Genomic DNA, 20,503 nt, shown 5'->3' on the forward strand with positions numbered 1-20,503 from the left:
TGCCACTATGTTACGCACAATCATCTGGTTCATTCATTTTGGACTGGTTCTACCCCTTACATTACCGTTTCTTCCAGGGGCAAAACGTCGAACGCACGCTGCACGCTACGCCTATACACAAAAAGTGGCTCATGCCTGGGCAAACTCATTACTCCGGCTTGCCGGAGTCAAGGTCCGGATGACGGGTCAGGAACACATCCCGGCCGATCAACCAGTCGTCTTCATCGCTAATCATCAAGGTAATTTTGATGTTCCGATCCTCCTCGGAAAAATCGACAAACCAAAAGCCTTCATCTCAAAAATTGAAGTGAACAAGATTCCCATTGTGAATGTCTGGATGAATCTGATGGGATGTGTCATGATTGACCGCAAAGATCGCCGACAGTCTCTCAAAGCTATCCGGGCCGGAATCGACACGATTAAAGATGGTCAATCGATGATTATTTTTCCCGAAGGCACACGTTCTAAAGGAGGACCTGTCGCCGAGTTTAAGGCAGGCAGTTTTACACTGGCTACATCGAGCGGAGCATTAGTCGTTCCGATTGCGATTTCAGGAAGCTATCGTGTCATGGAGGAAACCGGACGCATTCGACCGGCGACCGTCGATGTGACGATTTTAAAACCGATCGACCCGACATCCATGTCGCAAAAAGAACTGGTCGTTCTGGTCGAACAACAAATCAAGGAAATTGTAGAAGGAGTCTGACATGTTACTTAAAGTCGATCAACTAAAAAAAGAATTCGCCGATAAAATCGTATTCGAGGATGTCACCTTTTCCGTGAGTCCCGGTGACCGGATCGGAATCATCGGTGTCAACGGTACCGGAAAATCAACGTTGCTTCATATCTTAGCTGGACAAGAAACACCGGACGCCGGTGAGCTTCAACATCCAAATGACTACCGGATCCGCCTGCTTTCGCAGTCAACGGATTATCCGGAAGATCAAACAGTCATGCAGGTTTTGTTATCCGGCAATACCCCCACTATCAATGCGCTTCGTCATTATGAAGTTGCACGGTTGGCTCTTGAGCAAGATCCGGCAAATGAAACGTTACTGACACGGTTCATCAGCGCACAAACAGAAATCGATGCCGCGAACGCCTGGGATACTGAGTCCCGTCTCAAAATGATTTTAAATAAACTCGGCATCACGAATCTTGAAGCTACGATCGGTTCCTTGTCAGGCGGACAACGAAAACGGGTCGGACTGGCTGAAGCGTTGCTCGACGAAGCCGATCTCTTACTCCTCGATGAGCCGACCAACGAACTTGACGCCGAGACGATCACTTGGCTTGAATCGCAAATTAAGGAATATCGCGGGGCGATCTTACTGATCACCCACGATCGTTACTTCTTGAACCGTGTCACGAATCATATGATGGAAATCGCGAATGGAACAGCTTACTTCTATGTTGGCAATTATGAATCATTCCTCGAGAAACGGGCGGAGCGCCGGGAACGGACAGCCTCGATGGAAGAAAAACGACAAAACATCCTTCGGCGGGAACTCGCCTGGCTGCGTCGCGGGGCGAAAGCACGGACGACCAAACAAAAGGCACGTATTCAACGGGTGGATGCTCTGCAAGAACTGTCTTACGAAGAAGACGAAGCAGCGCTCGAAGTTCAGGTCGGCTCCACCCGACTCGGGAAAAAAGTCATCGAAGCGGTGGATGTCAGTCAGCAATTTGGCGACCGGACGTTGTTCAATGATTTCAGCTGGTTATTTGGCCGGAAGGAACGATACGGAATCGTCGGACGAAACGGGAGTGGAAAATCCACTTTGTTATCAATTCTTGCCAAACGCCTGGAACCGACGAGCGGTGAAGTTATTCACGGCGAAACAGTAAAAGTCGGCTTTTACGGTCAATTCGCAGAATTCAGTCACCCTAACCGCCGGGTCATTGAAGAAGTCGAACGGATCGCCCAAGTCATCACGACCCTGGACGGTCAGGAAATCACGGCAAGTCAGATGCTTGAACAATTTTTGTTTAAACCGGAAGCACAATATAAACCAATCGGTAAATTATCCGGTGGTGAAAAACGACGGTTGAAACTGCTCACGATTTTGATGGATGAACCAAACGTTCTTTTCCTTGACGAGCCGACCAACGATTTGGATACGGAAACGTTATCCGTGTTGGAAGATTATTTGGACTCGTTCCCGGGAACCGTCATCACAGTCAGTCACGACCGCTATTTCCTTGACCGTGTCGTCAACCGGTTATTAGCATTTGAAAACGGTGAAATCGTATCGTACTACGGTCAATACACCGATTATTTAGAGCAACGGGAACTCCCTTCCGTCATCGAGGCACCTATCGTAAAAGACGTGCCGACCGTCGAAGCACCGCCTGCCGAGACACCCAAAAAACTAAGTTATCAGGAACAGCTCGACTGGAAGACGATTGAATCTCAAATCGAGGAAGCGGAACTTCAGGCGGAATCTCTTGAGCAACAACTGGCTTCTTCCGGAAGTGATTTAGGTCAGGTCAACGATCTTTATCAGCAAATCGAACAAGCGAAAGCAAAAATCGATCAGTTGATGGAATACTGGACTTATTTATCCGAAAAAGTCGAGGCATACGAAAACTATAAAAACTAATTTTTTTCTTAAGAATCGTATCCATTCGTCAACACGACGAACGGATACGATTTATTTTTTTGATTCACATGAACCGGACAAAAGCAGTGTATGATAAAAAAAAGGACAACACACTTCAAGTGAGGAGGCAGTTTCATGCAACGATCCCCCTATTTCATAAAATGGTTTCCGCCGTTGCTGATCATTTCTACGCTGCTCGTAGTGATTTCCTCTGCAAACGAATCGATTCCCAACCTTGTCGTCGAACAAATTCTGCAGTATCTGTCGATGATCTTGATTGCCTTTTTCATTTTAGTCGCCTATAAAAAAGAACAGTTTCTCATCGTTCCTAGACGGAATTTCTGGTTGCTTGCGCTTGGTTCTTTATGTCTATCCGTCATCGGATCCGTCTTAGAAACAATTCATTTGTTCAGTCCGCCCGAAAGTTTTTCCGGATTCTACAGCCTCGCTTTATTTTCCTTGTCTCATTATTTATTTTTGTATGCTATTTTTTACCGGATTGCTTCTAAAAAGAGTTTCGGTCAACACCTTTTGGCTTTTATCGATGCCATCATTTTAGTCATCTTTCTTGCTTTAGTTGCGTTTCATATTCTGAATGAACTGGTCGATCCCGCTGTCAATCCGTTCCCTTATTCGCTTGTCGTCATCATCAATACATCACTCGGTCTGTTCGTGTTCTTTTATTTTTTCTTTATCCAGGACACCCACTGGGTATCCCGGACGACACTATTTTTACTGTTCTTATCGATTTTCATTCGAGGTCTGTATGAAATATCGTCCGTTTATTTTCCGGCATTTACGATGCAGTATCTGGTTTTCTCGCCCATCCTTATCCGTTTGGCTCAGAGCGCAGCGATCCTTTGGCATATTGACCATATCGCTGAAGGGGTTAATAAGTCGCCGATCGTCCAACGTGCTTGGCTCCCGCTGTTATCTTTACCATTATTCCTTCACTATTTCCTGGATGAGGACGGACAAAAACAGGATGTCTTTATCATCTTATTTTTATTGATTGTTCGCCAGATTCTTATCACGCGCCAACATACATCGATCGTTCGTCAACTCGATACCCGAAATGAACAATTGGCGATACGGGTGGATCGACGAACTGAACAAATCAAAGCCAGTGAACAACAAGTCATTCCGCTGTTCATGGGACATCCTGATCCAATCGTTCGCTTTAATCAGAATCAGGAACCGACTTATGCGAATCAGGCTGCTCAACGGATTTTTGGCCTTTCAGACATGACGATTGATTATGTGACGGGCGAACTGCACCATGTTCAAACTGCCTTGAAGATAGGGTCGAATCATTATCAAAATGAAGCGAATCAACAATTCGAATTAATTTCGATCCCGATTCAGATTGGCGATACTGCCTTTGGTCACTTCTTGATCCTCCATGACGTAACAGAGCGGATGGCACGTCAACAGCAAATCGAATACCATGCCTATCATGACGGTTTAACCCACATCGGCAATCGCCGATCGTTGGAAAAAACGTTTCATGAAAAAACAGCCACCTTGAATTATCTCGCCCTGATTGATCTCGACGGCTTCAAACAAATTAATGACACGTACGGTCATGAAGCCGGGGACTTTATTCTGATAGAAGTCGCACGACGTCTTGCCGGAGAATTATCCGCTGACGAATCGGTTTACCGGCTCGGTGGAGACGAATTTGCTCTGCTGACCTCGGCGAAAGATGAAGTATCTTTAAGACGACGCTGCAAAGTTTTATTGAATCAGTTGTCGAAACCGTACCAGTATCACGGACAACGGTTACGTGTTTCTGCCAGTGTCGGTGTGGCACGCCACGATTTGGAAGCCGATTTGGAACAATGGCTCAAACAGGCGGATTTAGCCATGTATCGTGTGAAGCATCAAGACAAAAACGGGATTGGTGTGTATCGTTCCGAAATGGAATAATGATTTCCACTCAAAAAACCGGCCCTTCCGAATGAGTACGGAAAGGCCGATTTTTTTGTCATTCCGGGCGTGGGGCGATGTTTCCTTCTTCAATATCGAGTAATAAATCAATTAACTCGGCACAGAATTCAGGATATTGGCGTAACAAGGCATCTTCTCCTACCTCATCCACGAAATCCGCCAAAAGAATCCGGACTTCCGGCACTAATGCTTTGGCGACTTTCATGTAAGCAATCGCAAAACGCCATTTCCCCGAGATATAAAGAAGTTTACCGACCAGTAAATCCCCCGGTTCGACTTCAATTTCTCCTAAATCGGTCTGATAGGTCTGCTTTGACATGATGTCGACGACCCGGTCTTCCTCAACAAGAAACAGAGAAGGCACCGGATCCGCCAACCCTCTTAAAGCACGGTATAAACTCGGTGACATGTCTTCCTTGACCTGTTCTAAAAAACGACCGTGCGGTGTTTTGCCTTGTTCGTCCGTTTCATAGAAAATGGCCCAATCAACGAATAGATCACGGAACAGTTCAGCGTCCTTTAAATACCATCGTCCTTCCGTTGCAATCTCTTCGATGAACGCGACCCAATCCGTACTTCTGGCCGTTGCGGCTTCCTGGTACATCTTTTTTAGTGCCGTATTCATCTCCGCTTCCGATACGGTCGTTGGAAAAGGAATGATCTTTCGCTCGCTTTTCATCGTGTCGGTCCTTTCCGGTGTGGGTTCGCCGGGCGTTTAATGGTTTTTGGTTCAGTTTCTTCCCGTTTCGGAATCACTTCCCCACGGTAAATCTCCATTTCTTCTAGTTCCACACCCATTTGTTTAGTCAATGTCTTCAGGTGTTTCAAATCGTGATCCGTCACAAGAGCAAGGACCATACCGGATGCGTTCCCGCGCCCTGTCCGTCCTGAACGGTGAACGAAATCATCGAAGGATTCGGGTAAATCATAATGAACGACATGCGTGACCGCTTCGATGTCGAGGCCACGGGCGGCAAGCCCCGTCGTAACAAGTAACGGGAACTCTCCGCGTTTATATGAACGAAGCGTCTCCATCCGTTCGCGTTTTCCTTTTTCGGCGTCAAGAATACGGTACTTTAAGGAGAACTTACTCAATTCACCGTTTAACGGTCCGAGGAATGAACGGTTGTTGATGAACGTCAACACTTTCGCTCCCTGCATGTTGGCCAGGCGGCGCAAGTATTCCGGTTTGAGGCGGCGTGACATCTCGATATAACCGAACTTCACTTGCGTACTCATGACACGTTCTACTTTAATCCGTTCCGGCTCGTTCGCAAATAACGTTTTGCCCCATTCAGCCGTTCGTTCCGGCAACGTCGCCGAGATGAATGCCAGCTGACGATCACGCAATGCACTGTTGGCAATCCGTGTGGCCGAAGCACTCATTCCGCTCTCATAAATTTGATCGGCTTCATCCAAAACAATCAGTTTCACTTTATGCATCTTCATTTTTTTAGAATCAATCAGTTCGACGAGGCGGCCCGGTGTTCCGACGATGATTTGCGGTTTTTTCTTCAATCGTTCGTGCTGGCGTTTGAGTTCGACACCGCCGATGAAGGCACCGGATTTAATGCCGCTTCCTTGCGAAAACAGTTGAATGACCTGATGAATCTGCATGACCAGTTCACGTGTCGGTGCGGTGATCACGACTTGGATATGCGGTTCATTTTCATCAATCAATTCCAGTGCCGGGATGACATAGGCCAATGTTTTCCCGGTTCCGGTCGGTGCTTCGACCAACACATCTTTTCGTTCGCGTAATAATGGGATTGCCTGTTCTTGAACCGGCATCATTTTTTCGAAGCGGGCGCGTTCCCATGCTTCCGTAATAAAAGGTTTCATAAAGTCCATAACGTGTATTCTCCTACTCTCTTCTGCATCATTCTGTGACATATTCAAATTGATCGGTCGTTTCGTCACGCAGACCACGTAACGTTTGTGTATATTCATTCCCTGCGTCGATGAGCCGGATGTGATAGACCACTTCCTGGTCACTCTTTATTTCTTCCGTCAAAATATCGAACCCTTGAATGACCCGGTCTTGCAGTTCATCCGCCAGTTTCGGAAACTGACGGAGTACCGGATAATCGGACCGGACATCACTCGGACGGCGGATCAGCTTCGCCAAGTATTTTTCGTTGTATCCGATGAAGTCTTCAAAATCAAAGTCATCTTCAAAACGAATCCAAAAGCCGTCTTCCTCAAACTCCGTAATCATACCCGTTCGCGGCGTTCCTTCAGTTGATACCTTTAACGTCACCCAATCACCTGCTCTATAATCGGCACGGTCTTCCAACATTGAAAAATCCATTTTATGCACCTCCACGGTCTATATTCCCTTTTTCATTGTCAACGATACGTCATAAAAATACAAGATAACCCGGTGTGACTTTTATCACGATTCCAACTGTCTTGTTCAGAACAGGATGAAAATAGTGATACAGATTGGAAAAAACGGCTAGATTTCGACCTTTCTCTGTTTTCCGGACACCTTCCGACCACTGGTACACATTTGAAGAATCCCTTTTATACCAACGTTTTTGAAGTCTCCTACGCTTTCACCGGGATGTAAAACTCTTCCCGCTTTATGTTTGTTACACTATTCACATAAGGGATGTATCTTGCACTGTTCACCTTACAACCAAAGGAGTGTTCATGATGTTACTTGAAAAAACACCAGCATGGCAACAATTCGAAACAGGCGCGTGGAACAATCAGATTGACGTGGCTGATTTCATTCGCCGCAACCGGACAGAGTACCGGGGAGACGATCAGTTTCTCGCCGGCCCTACCGTTGCTACGGAAACACTGTGGCAACAAATCATGAATTTAACAAGTGAAGAACGTTTACGCGGCGGTGTCTACGCTGTCGATGCCTCGACACCTTCAACGATTCTGTCTCACGGTCCGGGGTATCTCAACCGCGAGCTCGAACAAATCGTCGGTCTGCAAACCGACGAACCGTTCAAACGGTCGATTCACCCGAACGGCGGCATCCGGATGGTCAATGATGCCTTGGAAGCCTATGGTTTTCAAGCGGACCCGCTCGTCACCAAAACGTTCAGTGAATACCGGAAAACACATAATCAAGGTGTATTTGATGCCTATACTCCTGAAATGCGTGCCGCCCGTAAAGCCGGAATCATCACCGGTCTTCCCGATGCATACGGACGCGGTCGGATCATCGGTGACTACCGACGTGTTGCCCTGTACGGTACCTCCTTCCTGATCGCACAGCGGAAACAGGATTTACAGGACCGTGGCGGCTTCTTATCGGAATCGATGATTCGCGACCGTGAAGAGATGAACGAACAAATTCGGGCGTTACAGGAACTGACCGAGCTCGGTCAACGATATGACTGCGACTTATCCCGTCCGGCTGAAACCGCCCAGGAAGCGTTCCAATGGATGTACCTCGCTTACCTCGCTGCAATCAAAGAACAAAACGGGGCAGCGATGTCACTCGGCCGCGTCTCGACGTTCCTTGACATCTATATCGAACGGGATTTGCAGTCAGGACGTTTGACGGAACAGACTGCCCAGGAACTGGTCGATCATTTTGTCATGAAACTGCGGATCGTTAAATTCCTCCGGACCCCGGACTACAATGATTTATTCTCCGGTGATCCGACCTGGGTCACGGAATCAATCGGCGGGATGAGTGAGGACGGTCGCTCCAACGTGACAAAAAGTTCGTTCCGCTTCCTGCAGACACTTGTCAATCTAGGTCCGGCTCCAGAACCGAATCTGACGGTCCTCTGGTCCACACAACTACCGCGCGGCTTTAAAGAATTCTGTGCCAAGATGTCGATTCTCTCCAGTTCGATCCAGTATGAAAATGATGATTTGATGTTGCCGATTTACGGCGACGACTACGGCATCGCATGCTGTGTTTCCGCCATGAAAATCGGGAAACAGATGCAATTTTTCGGAGCACGGGCGAACTTAGCAAAAGCGTTGCTCTATACGTTAAACGGCGGCATCGATGAAAAACTTAAAATTCAAGTTGCTCCAAAGACGAACCTGATTTTAGATGATGTCCTGGATTATGAAACGGTCATGGCTGCTTACGACCGTCAGCTTGACTGGTTGGCGGAACTCTATGTCAATACATTGAATGTCATTCACTTCATGCATGATAAATACAGTTACGAACGCATCGAAATGGCGTTGCACGACCCGGAAATCTTACGGACGATGGCTTGCGGTATCGCCGGTCTGTCCGTCGTGGCCGACAGCCTGTCCGCCATTCGTTACGCTAAAGTCTCACCGATTCGTGATGCGGATGGAATCGCGGTTGATTTTAAAATCGAAGGTGACTTCCCTAAATTCGGAAATAATGATGCCCGTGTCGATCAGATGGCGGTTGATCTCGTCAAACTGTTTATGGAAAAAATCCGGAAACATCCGACGTACCGTGATGCTTTACCGACTCAATCCGTCTTGACGATTACTTCGAATGTCGTTTACGGCAAAAAAACCGGTAATACGCCGGACGGACGACGGGCTGGTGAACCATTCGCACCGGGAGCCAATCCAATGCATGGCCGGGATACGAAGGGAGCCGTCGCCGCGTTAACTTCCGTCGGGAAATTACCGTATGAACATGCCCTTGACGGCATTTCCTACACGTTCTCCATCGTCCCGAAAGCACTCGGGAAAGATGAACCGACACGAATCCGTAATACAGTCGGACTGCTTGACGGCTACATGGGCGGAACCACTTCAAAAGGTCATCACTTAAACGTCAATGTCTTCGACCGGGAAACATTACTCGATGCGATGGAACATCCGGAACTTTATCCCCAATTGACGATCCGCGTTTCCGGTTACGCCGTCAACTTCATCAAGTTGACCCGCGAACAGCAAATTGACGTCATCAACCGGACGTTCCACGGTGCACTTTAACTGAAAGAAAGGACTGAAATGGCTATGACACACGGAACGATTCATTCTGTTGAATCCTGCGGCACGGTCGACGGACCGGGTATTCGCTTCATCGTCTTCACACAAGGCTGTCCTTTACGTTGCCAATACTGCCACAATGCGGATACGTGGGAATTCGGGTGTGGTCGTTCCGTCTCGGCAACGGAAATCATTGAAGAAGCGGAAAGTTACCGATCATTTTTCGAAGCAACAGGCGGTGGTATCACATTTTCCGGTGGAGAACCCCTTGCCCAACCGGAATTTTTGGAAGCGGCACTTCGGGAAGCAAAACAAAAAGGCATGCATACCGTCATCGATACAGCCGGTTCGGTCGTTCCTAAAAATATCGACCGGATTCTTGATTACACGGATCTCGTGTTACTCGACATTAAGCATATCGATGATGCGACCTGCCGGATTCTGACGGGGCGCAGTAATGCCAATACACTTGCCTTTGCCAAACGCTTGGCAGAACGGAACATTCCCGTCTGGATCCGTCACGTTCTCGTGCCCGGTTTGACGATGACGGAGACGTTCCTGCGCCAGACCGGCGAATTCATCCGGACACTCGGTAATGTCGAACGGATCGAAGTACTCCCTTATCACCAGCTTGGCGTTTACAAATGGGAAGCACTCGGTCTCGACTATCCATTGGCGGATGTTCTGCCACCGAATCCGGAAGAAGCCGCTGCGGCTCAAGAATTGCTCGATTCTTACTTGTCTTGCTGACGACAAGTTGCTACACTGAACACATAGTCTATGAACAGGAGGTACAATACCGAAATGAAGCATTTACTCGCTACTGTCTAATGATGAAAGAATTCATCACTTTCGCAATGAGTTGCGGATGACTGACGCTACGAGTCTGCTCATTTTCGGTATTTCCGTCATGCGGGATATACCTTCTTTGATTTGCACTCCTGCACACCATCCGCTCGCTTTCGGATGGTGTGTTTTCATTTCATCACAATTTGAAATGAACCCCAAAGGAGCTGAACCTATGCCTGCTGAAATCTTATCCATTCATGATGTCCGCTTTGATCTTCCAGAGCAGACGCTGTTTCAACACATTTCATTTTCGATCCGTCCCGGTGAACATGTTGCTTTAGTCGGTGCCAATGGTGTCGGTAAAACGACACTCTTCCAGCTGATTTTAAAACAGCTTCAACCGACGGAGGGAAACATCTTCCGCGGCTACACGACGATCGGTCACGTCGCCCAGCATCTCACCTCAAGTGCACCTGCCATCCGGCTCGTCGAACAAGCCGACCGACTCCGGTATCAGGCGCGGGAAGCGGCGCTGCATGCCTCTTCACTTGAAATCTACCAAACGGCACTCGATCTCGATGCGTTTTCTCTTGAGGCGGATGCGGCACGGGCTTTAAAAGAAGTCCAGTTACCTGAACATGTCTGGCTTCATTCGTTTGACACACTCAGCGGCGGTGAACAGACCCGGATTCAGCTGGCCTGTCTGTTGGTCAAGCAACCCGATTTCATTCTGCTCGATGAACCGACCAATCATTTGGATTCGGAGACGCTTGATTGGTTGATCAACTGGATCAATCAGACAGCGATCACTATTTTGTATGTCTCGCATGAGCGGGCTTTCATCGATGCAACAGCCGATGCTGTCATCGAACTGACACCGCATCAAGCGACACGCTACAAAGGTAATTATCAAGCATATCGTCAGCAAAAAGAACAGGAACGCCTGACCCAGGAACGCGAGTATGAAAAGCAGGAAAAAACACGGAAGGAACTCAAACGGATGATCACCCAGTATCAAAACTGGCATCAACAGGCTGTTGCCCACGCCAGCGAACGGGATCCTTACGCCAAGAAAAAAGCAGCGAAACAAGCCAAGAAATTTAAGGCAAAAGAAAAACAACTCGAACAGACAATCGATCACCGGGTCGCCAAACCGGAACATCCAGCCTCCGTTCATGTGGCATTCGAAGCAGCATCCTTTGCCGCCAAACAACTGTTTACGTTAGACAAAGTCGCTTTTTCGTATGACGGTCGGACGCTATTTAAAAAACTGACCTTTTCCATGCAACAAGGCGACCGGATTGCTGTCATCGGCCGGAACGGATCCGGCAAGACGACCCTGCTCCGGCTGATTCAAGGGGAGCTCGATCCGATGGAAGGAACAATCACGCGCCATCCCGAGCTGACAGTCGGCTACTTTTCACAGGCTCTTTCCAATTTACCGGTTTCCGGTTCCCTGCTCGATGCGTTACTGCAGGAGACGACGATTTCCGAAACCGATGCCCGGACGCTGCTTGCGTGTTTTCTGTTTCGCCGGGATCAGGTGTATAAACCGATTGCTGAAGCCAGCATGGGAGAGCGATGCCGGATTGCTTTCTTACGACTTTACTTTTCCGGTGCCCGTTTGTTGATTTTGGATGAACCGACCAACTATCTTGATTTGACGACCCGTGAACAAATTGAAGCCGCCCTTGACGTCTTTCCGGGTGAACTGTTATTTGTTTCGCATGATCGTTATTTTAATGATCGTCTTTCGAACCGGACTATTACTTTAGATGGGGATGCGAGCGTTCATCCGATCGGTACGAAACCATTGCGGGAACAGCAGCCCAGTGACATTCAAGCCATTCAACACGATTTAAAGCGTCTTGATGATTTGACGGGAACAATTTATTTTGATTAACAGCTGATTCAATGAAACGAACGACGCCTCTCTGATTTATCAGAAAGGCGTCGTTCGTTTCATTACTACATTCCATCATCGCTTTTGATATTTTAATTTCGTCCGTGCCTGTGCCTGTTTGTGAATCTTCTTCCACTTTTCTTTTTCCTCCGCCTGAAGAACTGCGTTTTGCTTTCGTTCTGCATAGGCAACTTCGCGCTTCAGTTTCAGGAAGCTGCCCCACCGTTCATGTGACAGCGTGCCTTCTGTCAGCGCCGCTTGGACGGCACAGCCCGGTTCTTCGCCATGCTGACAATCCCGGAAACGGCAGGATTCCGCCAGCTCCTCGATATCCGAGAAGGTGGACGTCAATCCGTCCGTTCCGTCCCATAATCCAAGTTCCCGCATCCCCGGTGTATCAACGAGTAACAATCCGCTCGACAACCGTTTCAGCTCCCGGTGTGTCGTCGTATGCCGGCCCCGTTCATCATCTTCGCGGACACCGCCCGTTTCCATCAACTGTTCTTCCGCCAACGCATTGACGAGCGTTGACTTCCCGACACCGGATGATCCGACGAGAACAATCGTCTCGTTTGGTCGCAATGCTTCACGTAAATCATCTAATCCTTCTCCGGTCAGCGAGTCGACAGCAAAATACGGTGTCCCAAAGGCAACTGCCTCCACCTCGGACAGGAATTCGTCAGCGGACGCCGTCAGACTCTTTTTCGTTAAGACGATCACGGGTGTGGCGCCTGCTTCCCATGCGACCGTCAAATAGCGTTCCAGGCGACGAACGTTAAAATCGTGCCCGAATGCCATGACGAGTAATGCAATATCGACATTCGCGCAAATCACCTGTTCCTCGGTTTCCGTTCCGGCTGCTTTTCTGGAAAATTGCGTACTCCGCGGCAAAACACGTTCGATTCGTCCCTTACCGGCTTCTCGTCCGCTCTGAATCACCCAGTCCCCGACGGCCGGCAGTTCAGCTTTCGTTAACGCTTCAAACCGCAGCTTTCCGGATAATTCACTTAGCGTTTCCCCGTCAGTCGTCATCACACGGTACTGTTTTTGAAAGACTGCCGTTACACGGCCTAACTGTTCATTTGTTCCGGTCTCATACGCCGGTACTTTACCCCATTCGTTCAAATGGTTTCCTCCTCTGATTTAAGGGAGGGAAACCCCTCCCTGTGTTCCGATACGGTTTTCTTTCTCGTGGCTGATTGCATACATAAAAACACCACTCCTCTCGTTTCTTATAGCCGTATTTTACCATATCTTATTTTGCCGACCTAGCAGAATCGTTAAAGTCAGACTTCCCTACTCCGCCTCAAGTCGGAGACGATTCCGGTCCGAAGGGCGTCGTGCCTCTTCTCTTCTTCCCTTAAGATAAGAGTATCAAGAAAAAGGAGGCTTCATCATGAAGCAATCAAAAGGGAAACAGGTCTTGATGGCACTTGCCGGTCTCGCCCTTCTCGCTGTCGTCATCGGTACATTACCGCATATGATCGGACTCGGGCTCGGTGCACTGCTCGCTTTTTATGCCATCAGTAAGTTTATCCAAACCTCAAATGTTTTTGCGAAAATCGGATTTGGACTGCTCGCAGCAATCGGCATCGGTTTTGCCTTATCGAACATTTGGGCCGTTTTAGGAATCGCCGCCGCACTGGCACTTTACATCGGATACATGCGTATGAAAATGCAACGGGTCGATTTAAACCAACTGTTCGCCCGTCGTCGCAAGACCTCATCGGCACACTTTGAAGCTGACTGGAAAGATCTCGATAAAAACCGTTACTGAGTCATTCCGTGTTATTTAAACATATTACGTAGATTCAACATCCAAGGAGGAATTTTTGATGAAAAATGTATTTGATCAATTAAACGAATTTGCGAATCAGATGATGACAGAAGTCAAGAAAGCAGCGGATCAAGGGGAAGCACCCGCTAAAAAGCTCGTCCGTCACATCCGGACAACCGAATCAGATTTAAAAGAAATCGACCGTTTACTCGAACGTCAACGGACATTACTCGCCGAATTAACACAAAAGCAGGATGAAGCGAAGGAACTTGCGGACAAACGTTTTGCACAGGTCGAAATCGCCAAAGAAGCAGGCGAACAGGAACTGGCGGAACGGGCTGCCATCGAGTCGAAACATTACGGGGAACAGTTCCGCTTCTTCGAAGAACTGATCGTTGAAACGAAACGTGAATTGAATCAGCTCGAACGGGAAGCACTGGAATTGAAACTGAAGCTTGAAGACTTGCAAAACAAACGGTATGAATGGATGATGCGGGAAAACGTGTCAAATTTAAAATCAAAGATGAACCAGGTGCTAGAACGCGAACCAAATGCTACTATTAAACAAGAACAACATCCATTCACAACAGAAGAACCTGAATCGAAGGAAGAGGAAGCTCCGATCGCAGAAGATGACATCGATGCGCGGATCGCCGATCTCGAACGTCGATTCCAAAAATAAGTATTTGGACGAAGGAGGCATTCTTGCCTCCCTTTGTCATGTCAGGAAGGAGATTGCCCGTGCGACGATTAAGTACAAAACAACTAGTCGGCTACGTGTCGATCCTGTTTGCTCTCGGACTATTCTATGATTTGATGACAGGCGCGGGGAATGTATTATTCGGGGTTCTCTTCCCCTTCCTCCTGTACTATGTCGGGATTCATTTCCGAAAAAGAAATCATGAAAAACTGGCCATCCTGTTTTATATCGTCGGTACAATCATCTTAGCCGGTGTCGTTCTTAGTTCAGCAGCAATCGGCTTCGTCATCGCCGGCATCCTGCTGTATCTCGGAATCATTCTCGTGACACGCCATTCTGTCCGGGAATTCTTTTTCTCAAAAATTTCCCCGAGTCTTTATGAAGAGGAAGGGATCAAGATCCAGCCGGCCTATTCGTTTGCGACCCAACAAGAACTTCCGTATGTCTTAAAGGATATAAGCGAACAGTTCATCGTCCGTGATCTTGAAATCGACTTGACGCATGCGTATGTTCCGGAAGGTGAGACGCTGATCGTCGTCAGCGGTGTCGTCGGCGATGTCCGGATTTTATTGCCTTCCGGTTATGACTACACGCTCGACACATCGATCGGTTTCGGGAGTGTCAAAACCGATGTCCGTCGTATTCCTACTTTCTTCAACCGCCGGATCCAATACCGGGCCCCCGAATATGACGAGGCTGTCCGGAAAGTCCGGATTCATGTCATGCTCGGCATCGGGAATGTGGAGGTGACCTCGATATGAAACGCGATCAATTTCCGCTTGGTGTCATCGCACTTCAGGTGATGACCGGTTTTTTGACGGCCGTGATGACGACGTTATTATTTCTAAGTACACGCCAAGTCAATTGGCATGTACTTTTCGTCCGTCAACAAGACTTTCCTGTTTTCCTGCTGGTCATCGGCTTATCGCTTCTGCTGCCCCTGGCAGTTGGCAGTATCCATTATTTCTTTTTACGGCGTGATTTCAAGAGAGTCACTACGGCCATTATTGAACTGGAGCAGGGAAAAGAAGTGACGATTGTCAACGGTCCCTATTTCCATACGCTGACACGTCTGTCACGCATCGGGAAACGAATTGATGAACAGGTTGAAACCGTTCAAAAAATCAGTACCCGTCCGCAACATATCGAACAAGTCCGTGTTCAGGCCATTACAGAAGAACGCAAGCGCCTTGCCCGTGATTTACACGATTCCGTCTCCCAGCAACTGTATGCCATCTCGATGATGACGACTGCAGCCAAACAGACGATTCTGACGCAACCGGAAACAGCAGCCAAACAAATCGATTTGGTCGAAACGATGGCCCAGACGGCACAGTCAGAAATGCGTTCTTTATTGTTGCAGCTGCGCCCGGTAGAACTGGAAGGGATGACCCTTCAGCAAGGTCTGACTCAATTGCTGGAAGAATTATCGAGAAAGCAGTCAACCGAACTCAGCTGGAAGCTTGAAGCCATTGAACTGCCCCGCCCGATTGAAAACGAATTGTTCCGGATTGTTCAAGAAGGTTTGACCAACGCGTTGCGCCATGCAAAAGCGTCACATATGGACATCGAGTTGCGTCAATTTAATGATACGGTCATCTTAAGCATGAATGATGACGGTGTCGGCTTCGTCGTCGACGAGAAAAAACTGGCTTCTTACGGCATCAACTCAATGCGGGAACGAACGGCTGAGATGGGCGGAACAATCCGCCTTGTCAGTGTTCCGGGACAAGGAACACAAATTGAAGTAAAATTAAGAAAAGATCGGATGGTGCAAGTATGATACGAGTGTTATTAGTCGATGATCACGAAATGGTCCGTGCGGGTGTTTCTGCCTTTTTGTCCACTCAACCGGATATCGAGGTCGTCGCAGAAGCATCGGATGGACAAGCAGGTGCCGAGCTTGCGCTGAAACATCGTCCGGATGTCGTTTTAATGGATTTAGTTATGGAACCGGTGGACGGGGTCGAAGGAACACGGTTGATTCGAAAAGAATGGCCGGAAGCCAAGATCTTAGTCGTCACAAGCTTCTTGGATGATGAAAAAGTCTATCCGGTCATCGAAGCCGGTGCCATGAGTTACGTCTTAAAAACAGCAAGTGCCTTTGAAATTGCGGAAGCGATCCGTAAAACAGCAGACGGTCAATCCGTCATGGCGGCTCAGGTCACCGGCAAGATGATGGAACGATTACGGAAACCGACCAGTCATCTGCATGATGATTTGACGGAACGCGAACAGGAAGTCTTGCAACTGATGGCACGCGGCATGGCGAACCAGGAAATTGCCGATGAGCTGTTCATCTCTTTGAAGACCGTCAAAACCCACGTGTCGAACATCCTGTCGAAGCTCGATGTCGTTGACCGGACGCAAGCTGTCGTTTATGCCTTTAAACACAATATCGTTAAGTAATCTTCAGCATTTTCCTATACTTATATTTGCTCTCATACTCAATGAAAATGACCGGATTCCTTCTGTATCACAAGAGGAATCCGGTCATTTATTTTCGTTTGATCACCAGAGTTTCCACCCCGGTGCTCCAGGCGGCGCATTTTCAATCATATGCCAAATCGGAACCGTGTAGGCAAACGCAATTAACGCAAACGTCACGAAAATCCAGAGTTTCCAATTCTCGAAGAATAACGGCGTCTGCATTGCCGCTTCTTCTGTTTCAGCGACAGGAAACTCTTCCGTCCCTTTCGGTGCCCGGAAAGCGAGCTGGAACATCGCAAATAAGAACAGCAGAATCGACAGGAATAAAATCGTTCCGCCGATCGCCATCGCCACGTGGTACGGAATCCAGTCGGCGACAAGAGAATCCTTGAAGTAAGCCGCAGGACCGGTCCGTCTCGGGTTACCGAGTAGTCCTGAGATGTGCATCGCTGTCGACATGAACAGCATACCAATCGTCCATAACATCGTTTGAACCAGTCCGATCCGATTGATTTGTTTCGTCAATGTCCGCCCTCTGAGCAACGGAACCAGCCAGTAGGCCGTTCCAAAAAACGTCAGTGCAACGGCCGCTCCGACCGTGATATGAAAATGTCCTGTCACCCACAGTGTGTTATGGACGACGATATTTAATTGATGGGACGCATTGATGACCCCGCCGGCTCCGGCCGGAATGAAAAATAACATCCCGACAAACGGTGCTAAAAAGCGGACATCCCGGTACGGCATCTTCTTGATCCAGCCGAACAGTCCGGTTGCACCTTGACGGCGCCCCGCCAGTTCAAACGTCGCAAACATCGAGAATGCTGTCATGAGTGACGGAATGATGACCAAAAATGTGAGAACGACCTGAATGTATTTCCAAAAGGCCGAGATACCCGGCTCCAGCAATTGATGATGAAATCCTACCGGGAAAGAAAACAATAAGAATAGTAAAAAGGACATCCGGGCCAAGGCATCAGAAAAAATCTTTCCGCCGACGATTTTCGGAATGACGGTATACCAGACGATATACGCCGGCAACAGCCAAAAATACACTAGCGGATGCCCGAAGTACCAAAAGAGTGTCCGGGACAACTCAATCCCGACTTTGTCCGTCCAACCAAGTGATAACGGTAACAGTTGAAATAGAATCGTTGCAGCGACACCGAGTGTCGCAACCACCCACAATAACACTGTCATGATACTCATGTAGGCCTGCAGCGGCGGATGGACACCTTTATGCTCCCGTTTATAATCCGCGTACATCCGGAACATCGCACCTGAAGAGATCCACGTCCCGACAACGAAGATGACGAGTCCGATATAGAACACCGGGTGTGCTTTTAACGGTGCATAAAAGGTATATAAAACCGAAGCTTCTCCTGCAAGGACCATCCATGTGACAAGGACAACACCCAGCATCATGAACCAAAAGCCGACCCAACCGAGACGTCTTGGGAATTCCTCAAAACGACCAAACGATTGTCCTAAAAAGGAAAATAATAATCCGAAAATAAATAAGGTCGTAAACACAATCGCCAGCATTAATCCGTGAGCAGTCAACAATTCGTAATAACCGATGCCTGCAATTTCCGGGATGACACCTGTCCGGACGAGGGTTTGCAACAACCCGCACAATCCACCGATCAGCAACGCCACCAGCGAAAAGCTGACATGGGCAAAGGCCAGTTTAGCTTCCTTCAATCCAATGGCTGTAGCGGGAAGACCACGCTCCATCTCAAACTCCTTTAACTTCTTGGAAATGGCATTCATTTACTCCACCACCTTAATTTTTGTTGACATCATATGATGACCGCTTCCGCAATATTCATTACAGACAATCAAATAGTCTCCGGCTTTTTTAAAGGTGTATTCAATCGAATTGATATGACCGGGTACGACCATCATATTGACGTTCGTCTTGACGATTTCAAAGCCGTGAACGACATCTTTTGATGTCACGAGAAAATCCACTGTCGCTCCTTTTTTGATGACCATGTCCTGCGGAGTAAACTGAAATGCTTGTGATACCATGACCGCTTCATAGCGGTTGTCGTCAATTTTTTTTAAGCCCGGTTTATCAAATGGTTTGGTCTGATCCACTTGAGTCGGATCAATCAACGTCGCATCGGACGGTGGTTGATTGCCGGAGGCGAAAGCAGAAATACCGATGATGACTAAAAAAACGGCTAACATCACACAGCCAAACACCAACCAAATTTTCTCCAAACGATGAATGTGCATTGTCTTTCCTCCTTATCTCGAACTAAATAATAGAAAAATCGATCCCCACATCCCGATGATGACTGAAGCAACCATAAAGACGGCGACGATCGTTCCTGATAAATTCGGCTCTGGTTTACTGCTCATAATGTCCGGCTCCCTTCTCATTTCAACTTGATGTCTTGTCTTTATTCTAGAAAAGACAGATCCATCGAGAACGTGATAAATGTCACACTATTTGTGACGATTTCGCGCTTTCTCTTCTAAAAACACACATAAAGTTCACATATTAGTGCAGAAACGAAAAAGGAATCGACTCAAACAGGAATCACCCGTTCTTTTCCGCTCTATCCTGTAAGAGTCGCGTTAAAAGAGTGATTCCTGTGTAAACGAAAAAAGGCGGCAGAATTGTCATCTGCCACCCTTTTTGTCGGAGAGACTGACTCAGTCCCTCGGTTCATTTATTAAATCCGGCACACCCCTACCGGGCATCCTTCACAATGACACAAATCTCTTAAATAGTTCGCATCATGGACGATGATTTTGGTTGTCGTCGATGAAATGACCTTGTCTTTTTTCCACTGGGAAAACATACGATTGACCGTTTCACGTGGTGCCCCGATCAACTGACCGAGTTCGCTGTCGGACGGTCGTTTGGATATGACGTAATCTTCCCCGACTTGTTTCCCATGCATGGCAATCAAACGAAGTAAGGTCGAAGCCAGTGCCCCTTGTTTCCCAAACAATAACAAGTCACGCAATTTCGTTTCGGACTGCTTCCGCATCAAGGCTTGCCAGCGCATGATTTCCAAGGCAAACACACCATCCTGCTTCATCAATTCCTCAAGCTTACTTTTCGAAATGACACCCAGTATACTGTCTTCCATCGTTTCAATGCTATAAGAACTGGGAAATGCTTCACCGACATCAAACTCACCGAACAAATCTCCTTTAAAGTATAAAAACATCATTAAAGGACTGCCTTTTTTCGTCAGTTTCGATAGTTTGACACCACCCTGCTTCACGTAAAACAACTTATCGTTTAACTCACCTTCCCAACAAACGATGGAATCCTTTTTAAACGTCACCTCTGTCATGAAGTCTTCCAGTATCATTCGTGTTTCTGCCGATAAGACAAACGTATTGGCTTCAGTCGTTCCGCAAGCAAGCATTTCGCATTCTCCTTTCCTGATTCCTTCTGTCCTTAGTATAAAACATCACAG

18 protein-coding genes are annotated in these 20,503 nt (G+C 47.8%); 11 read left to right on the top strand and 7 right to left on the bottom strand.

Annotation, left to right across the window (positions count from 1 at the left end; genetic code table 11):
- Window positions 1-7: 7 nt before the first annotated feature.
- The 3 genes from KNQ07_RS09885 (at window position 8) to KNQ07_RS09895 (ending at window position 4,532) form a co-directional block, all read left to right on the top strand.
- Window positions 8-706 (top strand): lysophospholipid acyltransferase family protein, encoded by a 699-nt coding sequence (locus tag KNQ07_RS09885; protein ID WP_012369518.1) that lies wholly within the window; start codon window positions 8-10, stop codon window positions 704-706.
- 1 nt (window position 707) lies between these two features.
- Window positions 708-2,603 (top strand): ABC-F family ATP-binding cassette domain-containing protein, encoded by a 1,896-nt coding sequence (locus tag KNQ07_RS09890; protein ID WP_012369517.1) that lies wholly within the window; start codon window positions 708-710, stop codon window positions 2,601-2,603.
- A 135-nt stretch (window positions 2,604-2,738) separates the two neighbouring features.
- Complete coding sequence (locus KNQ07_RS09895; protein ID WP_214766407.1) at window positions 2,739-4,532, top strand: GGDEF domain-containing protein; 1,794 nt, start codon at window positions 2,739-2,741, stop codon at window positions 4,530-4,532.
- 58 nt (window positions 4,533-4,590) lie between these two features.
- Here the strand turns inward: KNQ07_RS09895 and KNQ07_RS09900 are convergent, their stop codons facing one another.
- The 3 genes from KNQ07_RS09900 to KNQ07_RS09910 are packed head-to-tail and all read right to left on the bottom strand — an operon-like array spanning window position 4,591 to window position 6,864.
- Entirely contained in the window at window positions 4,591-5,232 is a 642-nt protein-coding gene (locus KNQ07_RS09900; RefSeq protein WP_012369515.1) for a hypothetical protein, read from the bottom strand.
- Entirely contained in the window at window positions 5,229-6,404 is a 1,176-nt protein-coding gene (locus KNQ07_RS09905; RefSeq protein WP_012369514.1) for a DEAD/DEAH box helicase, read from the bottom strand. The genes KNQ07_RS09900 and KNQ07_RS09905 overlap by 4 nt, the downstream gene beginning before the upstream one ends.
- A gap of 28 nt (window positions 6,405-6,432) precedes the next feature.
- Window positions 6,433-6,864, bottom strand: a complete 432-nt coding sequence (locus tag KNQ07_RS09910; RefSeq protein ID WP_214766409.1) for a hypothetical protein — start codon at window positions 6,862-6,864, stop codon at window positions 6,433-6,435.
- A 347-nt stretch (window positions 6,865-7,211) separates the two neighbouring features.
- Between KNQ07_RS09910 and pflB the strand changes: the two genes are divergently transcribed.
- The 3 genes from pflB (at window position 7,212) to abc-f (ending at window position 12,150) form a co-directional block, all read left to right on the top strand.
- Window positions 7,212-9,461, top strand: coding sequence for a formate C-acetyltransferase (pflB, locus tag KNQ07_RS09915; RefSeq protein ID WP_214766411.1), 2,250 nt, complete (start codon window positions 7,212-7,214; stop codon window positions 9,459-9,461).
- Between the two features lie 24 nt (window positions 9,462-9,485).
- Entirely contained in the window at window positions 9,486-10,208 is a 723-nt protein-coding gene (pflA, locus tag KNQ07_RS09920) for a pyruvate formate-lyase-activating protein (protein ID WP_041261815.1), read from the top strand.
- 271 nt (window positions 10,209-10,479) lie between these two features.
- Complete coding sequence (gene abc-f, locus KNQ07_RS09925) at window positions 10,480-12,150, top strand: ribosomal protection-like ABC-F family protein (protein ID WP_214766413.1); 1,671 nt, start codon at window positions 10,480-10,482, stop codon at window positions 12,148-12,150.
- Between the two features lie 75 nt (window positions 12,151-12,225).
- Here the strand turns inward: abc-f and rsgA are convergent, their stop codons facing one another.
- Window positions 12,226-13,275, bottom strand: coding sequence for a ribosome small subunit-dependent GTPase A (rsgA, locus tag KNQ07_RS09930; protein WP_214766415.1), 1,050 nt, complete (start codon window positions 13,273-13,275; stop codon window positions 12,226-12,228).
- 271 nt (window positions 13,276-13,546) lie between these two features.
- Between rsgA and KNQ07_RS09935 the strand changes: the two genes are divergently transcribed.
- Genes KNQ07_RS09935 through KNQ07_RS09955 form a run of 5 tightly spaced genes read left to right on the top strand, consistent with a single transcriptional unit; the run spans window position 13,547 to window position 17,036 of the window.
- Window positions 13,547-13,927 carry a lmo0954 family membrane protein gene (locus KNQ07_RS09935; protein ID WP_012369508.1) on the top strand — a complete coding sequence of 127 codons (381 nt, stop codon included), beginning with the start codon at window positions 13,547-13,549 and terminating at the stop codon, window positions 13,925-13,927.
- Between the two features lie 58 nt (window positions 13,928-13,985).
- A complete protein-coding gene (locus KNQ07_RS09940; protein WP_214766417.1) occupies window positions 13,986-14,609 on the top strand; it encodes a PspA/IM30 family protein in 624 nt (207 codons plus the stop codon).
- Between the two features lie 59 nt (window positions 14,610-14,668).
- Window positions 14,669-15,388, top strand: a complete 720-nt coding sequence (gene liaF / locus KNQ07_RS09945) for a cell wall-active antibiotics response protein LiaF (RefSeq protein ID WP_214766419.1) — start codon at window positions 14,669-14,671, stop codon at window positions 15,386-15,388.
- Window positions 15,385-16,410, top strand: a complete 1,026-nt coding sequence (locus KNQ07_RS09950; protein WP_214766421.1) for a sensor histidine kinase — start codon at window positions 15,385-15,387, stop codon at window positions 16,408-16,410. Before liaF ends, KNQ07_RS09950 begins: the two co-directional genes overlap by 4 nt.
- Complete coding sequence (locus tag KNQ07_RS09955) at window positions 16,407-17,036, top strand: response regulator transcription factor (RefSeq protein WP_012369504.1); 630 nt, start codon at window positions 16,407-16,409, stop codon at window positions 17,034-17,036. The genes KNQ07_RS09950 and KNQ07_RS09955 overlap by 4 nt, the downstream gene beginning before the upstream one ends.
- 102 nt (window positions 17,037-17,138) lie before the next feature.
- Here the strand turns inward: KNQ07_RS09955 and KNQ07_RS09960 are convergent, their stop codons facing one another.
- The 3 genes from KNQ07_RS09960 to KNQ07_RS09975 form a co-directional block, all read right to left on the bottom strand.
- Window positions 17,139-18,830 carry a b(o/a)3-type cytochrome-c oxidase subunit 1 gene (locus KNQ07_RS09960; protein ID WP_376778097.1) on the bottom strand — a complete coding sequence of 564 codons (1,692 nt, stop codon included), beginning with the start codon at window positions 18,828-18,830 and terminating at the stop codon, window positions 17,139-17,141.
- Window positions 18,831-19,301, bottom strand: coding sequence for a cytochrome c oxidase subunit II (locus KNQ07_RS09965; protein WP_012369502.1), 471 nt, complete (start codon window positions 19,299-19,301; stop codon window positions 18,831-18,833).
- A 443-nt stretch (window positions 19,302-19,744) separates the two neighbouring features.
- On the bottom strand, window positions 19,745-20,452 hold the full coding sequence (locus tag KNQ07_RS09975) for a Crp/Fnr family transcriptional regulator (RefSeq protein WP_012369500.1): 708 nt from the start codon (window positions 20,450-20,452) through the stop codon (window positions 19,745-19,747).
- Window positions 20,453-20,503 lie beyond the last annotated feature (51 nt).

This window comes from Exiguobacterium sp. s145, from assembly GCF_018618835.1.
GTDB classification, from domain to species: domain Bacteria; phylum Bacillota; class Bacilli; order Exiguobacteriales; family Exiguobacteriaceae; genus Exiguobacterium_A; species Exiguobacterium_A artemiae.

Bases quoted from the DNA above. Each gene is read 5' to 3' on its own strand.
- pflB (WP_214766411.1), top strand. From the start codon at position 7,212: ATGTTACTTGAAAAAACACCAGCATGGCAACAATTCGAAACAGGCGCG.
- KNQ07_RS09890 (WP_012369517.1), top strand. From the start codon at position 708: ATGTTACTTAAAGTCGATCAACTAAAAAAAGAATTCGCCGATAAAATC.
- KNQ07_RS09955 (WP_012369504.1), top strand. From the start codon at position 16,407: ATGATACGAGTGTTATTAGTCGATGATCACGAAATGGTCCGTGCGGGT.
- KNQ07_RS09905 (WP_012369514.1), bottom strand. From the start codon at position 6,404: ATGGACTTTATGAAACCTTTTATTACGGAAGCATGGGAACGCGCCCGC.
- KNQ07_RS09965 (WP_012369502.1), bottom strand. From the start codon at position 19,301: ATGCACATTCATCGTTTGGAGAAAATTTGGTTGGTGTTTGGCTGTGTG.
- pflA (WP_041261815.1), top strand. From the start codon at position 9,486: ATGACACACGGAACGATTCATTCTGTTGAATCCTGCGGCACGGTCGAC.
- KNQ07_RS09950 (WP_214766421.1), top strand. From the start codon at position 15,385: ATGAAACGCGATCAATTTCCGCTTGGTGTCATCGCACTTCAGGTGATG.
- KNQ07_RS09935 (WP_012369508.1), top strand. From the start codon at position 13,547: ATGAAGCAATCAAAAGGGAAACAGGTCTTGATGGCACTTGCCGGTCTC.
- KNQ07_RS09940 (WP_214766417.1), top strand. From the start codon at position 13,986: ATGAAAAATGTATTTGATCAATTAAACGAATTTGCGAATCAGATGATG.
- KNQ07_RS09900 (WP_012369515.1), bottom strand. From the start codon at position 5,232: ATGAAAAGCGAGCGAAAGATCATTCCTTTTCCAACGACCGTATCGGAA.
- KNQ07_RS09885 (WP_012369518.1), top strand. From the start codon at position 8: ATGTTACGCACAATCATCTGGTTCATTCATTTTGGACTGGTTCTACCC.
- KNQ07_RS09975 (WP_012369500.1), bottom strand. From the start codon at position 20,452: ATGCTTGCTTGCGGAACGACTGAAGCCAATACGTTTGTCTTATCGGCA.
- KNQ07_RS09910 (WP_214766409.1), bottom strand. From the start codon at position 6,864: ATGGATTTTTCAATGTTGGAAGACCGTGCCGATTATAGAGCAGGTGAT.
- KNQ07_RS09895 (WP_214766407.1), top strand. From the start codon at position 2,739: ATGCAACGATCCCCCTATTTCATAAAATGGTTTCCGCCGTTGCTGATC.
- KNQ07_RS09960 (WP_376778097.1), bottom strand. From the start codon at position 18,830: ATGAATGCCATTTCCAAGAAGTTAAAGGAGTTTGAGATGGAGCGTGGT.
- abc-f (WP_214766413.1), top strand. From the start codon at position 10,480: ATGCCTGCTGAAATCTTATCCATTCATGATGTCCGCTTTGATCTTCCA.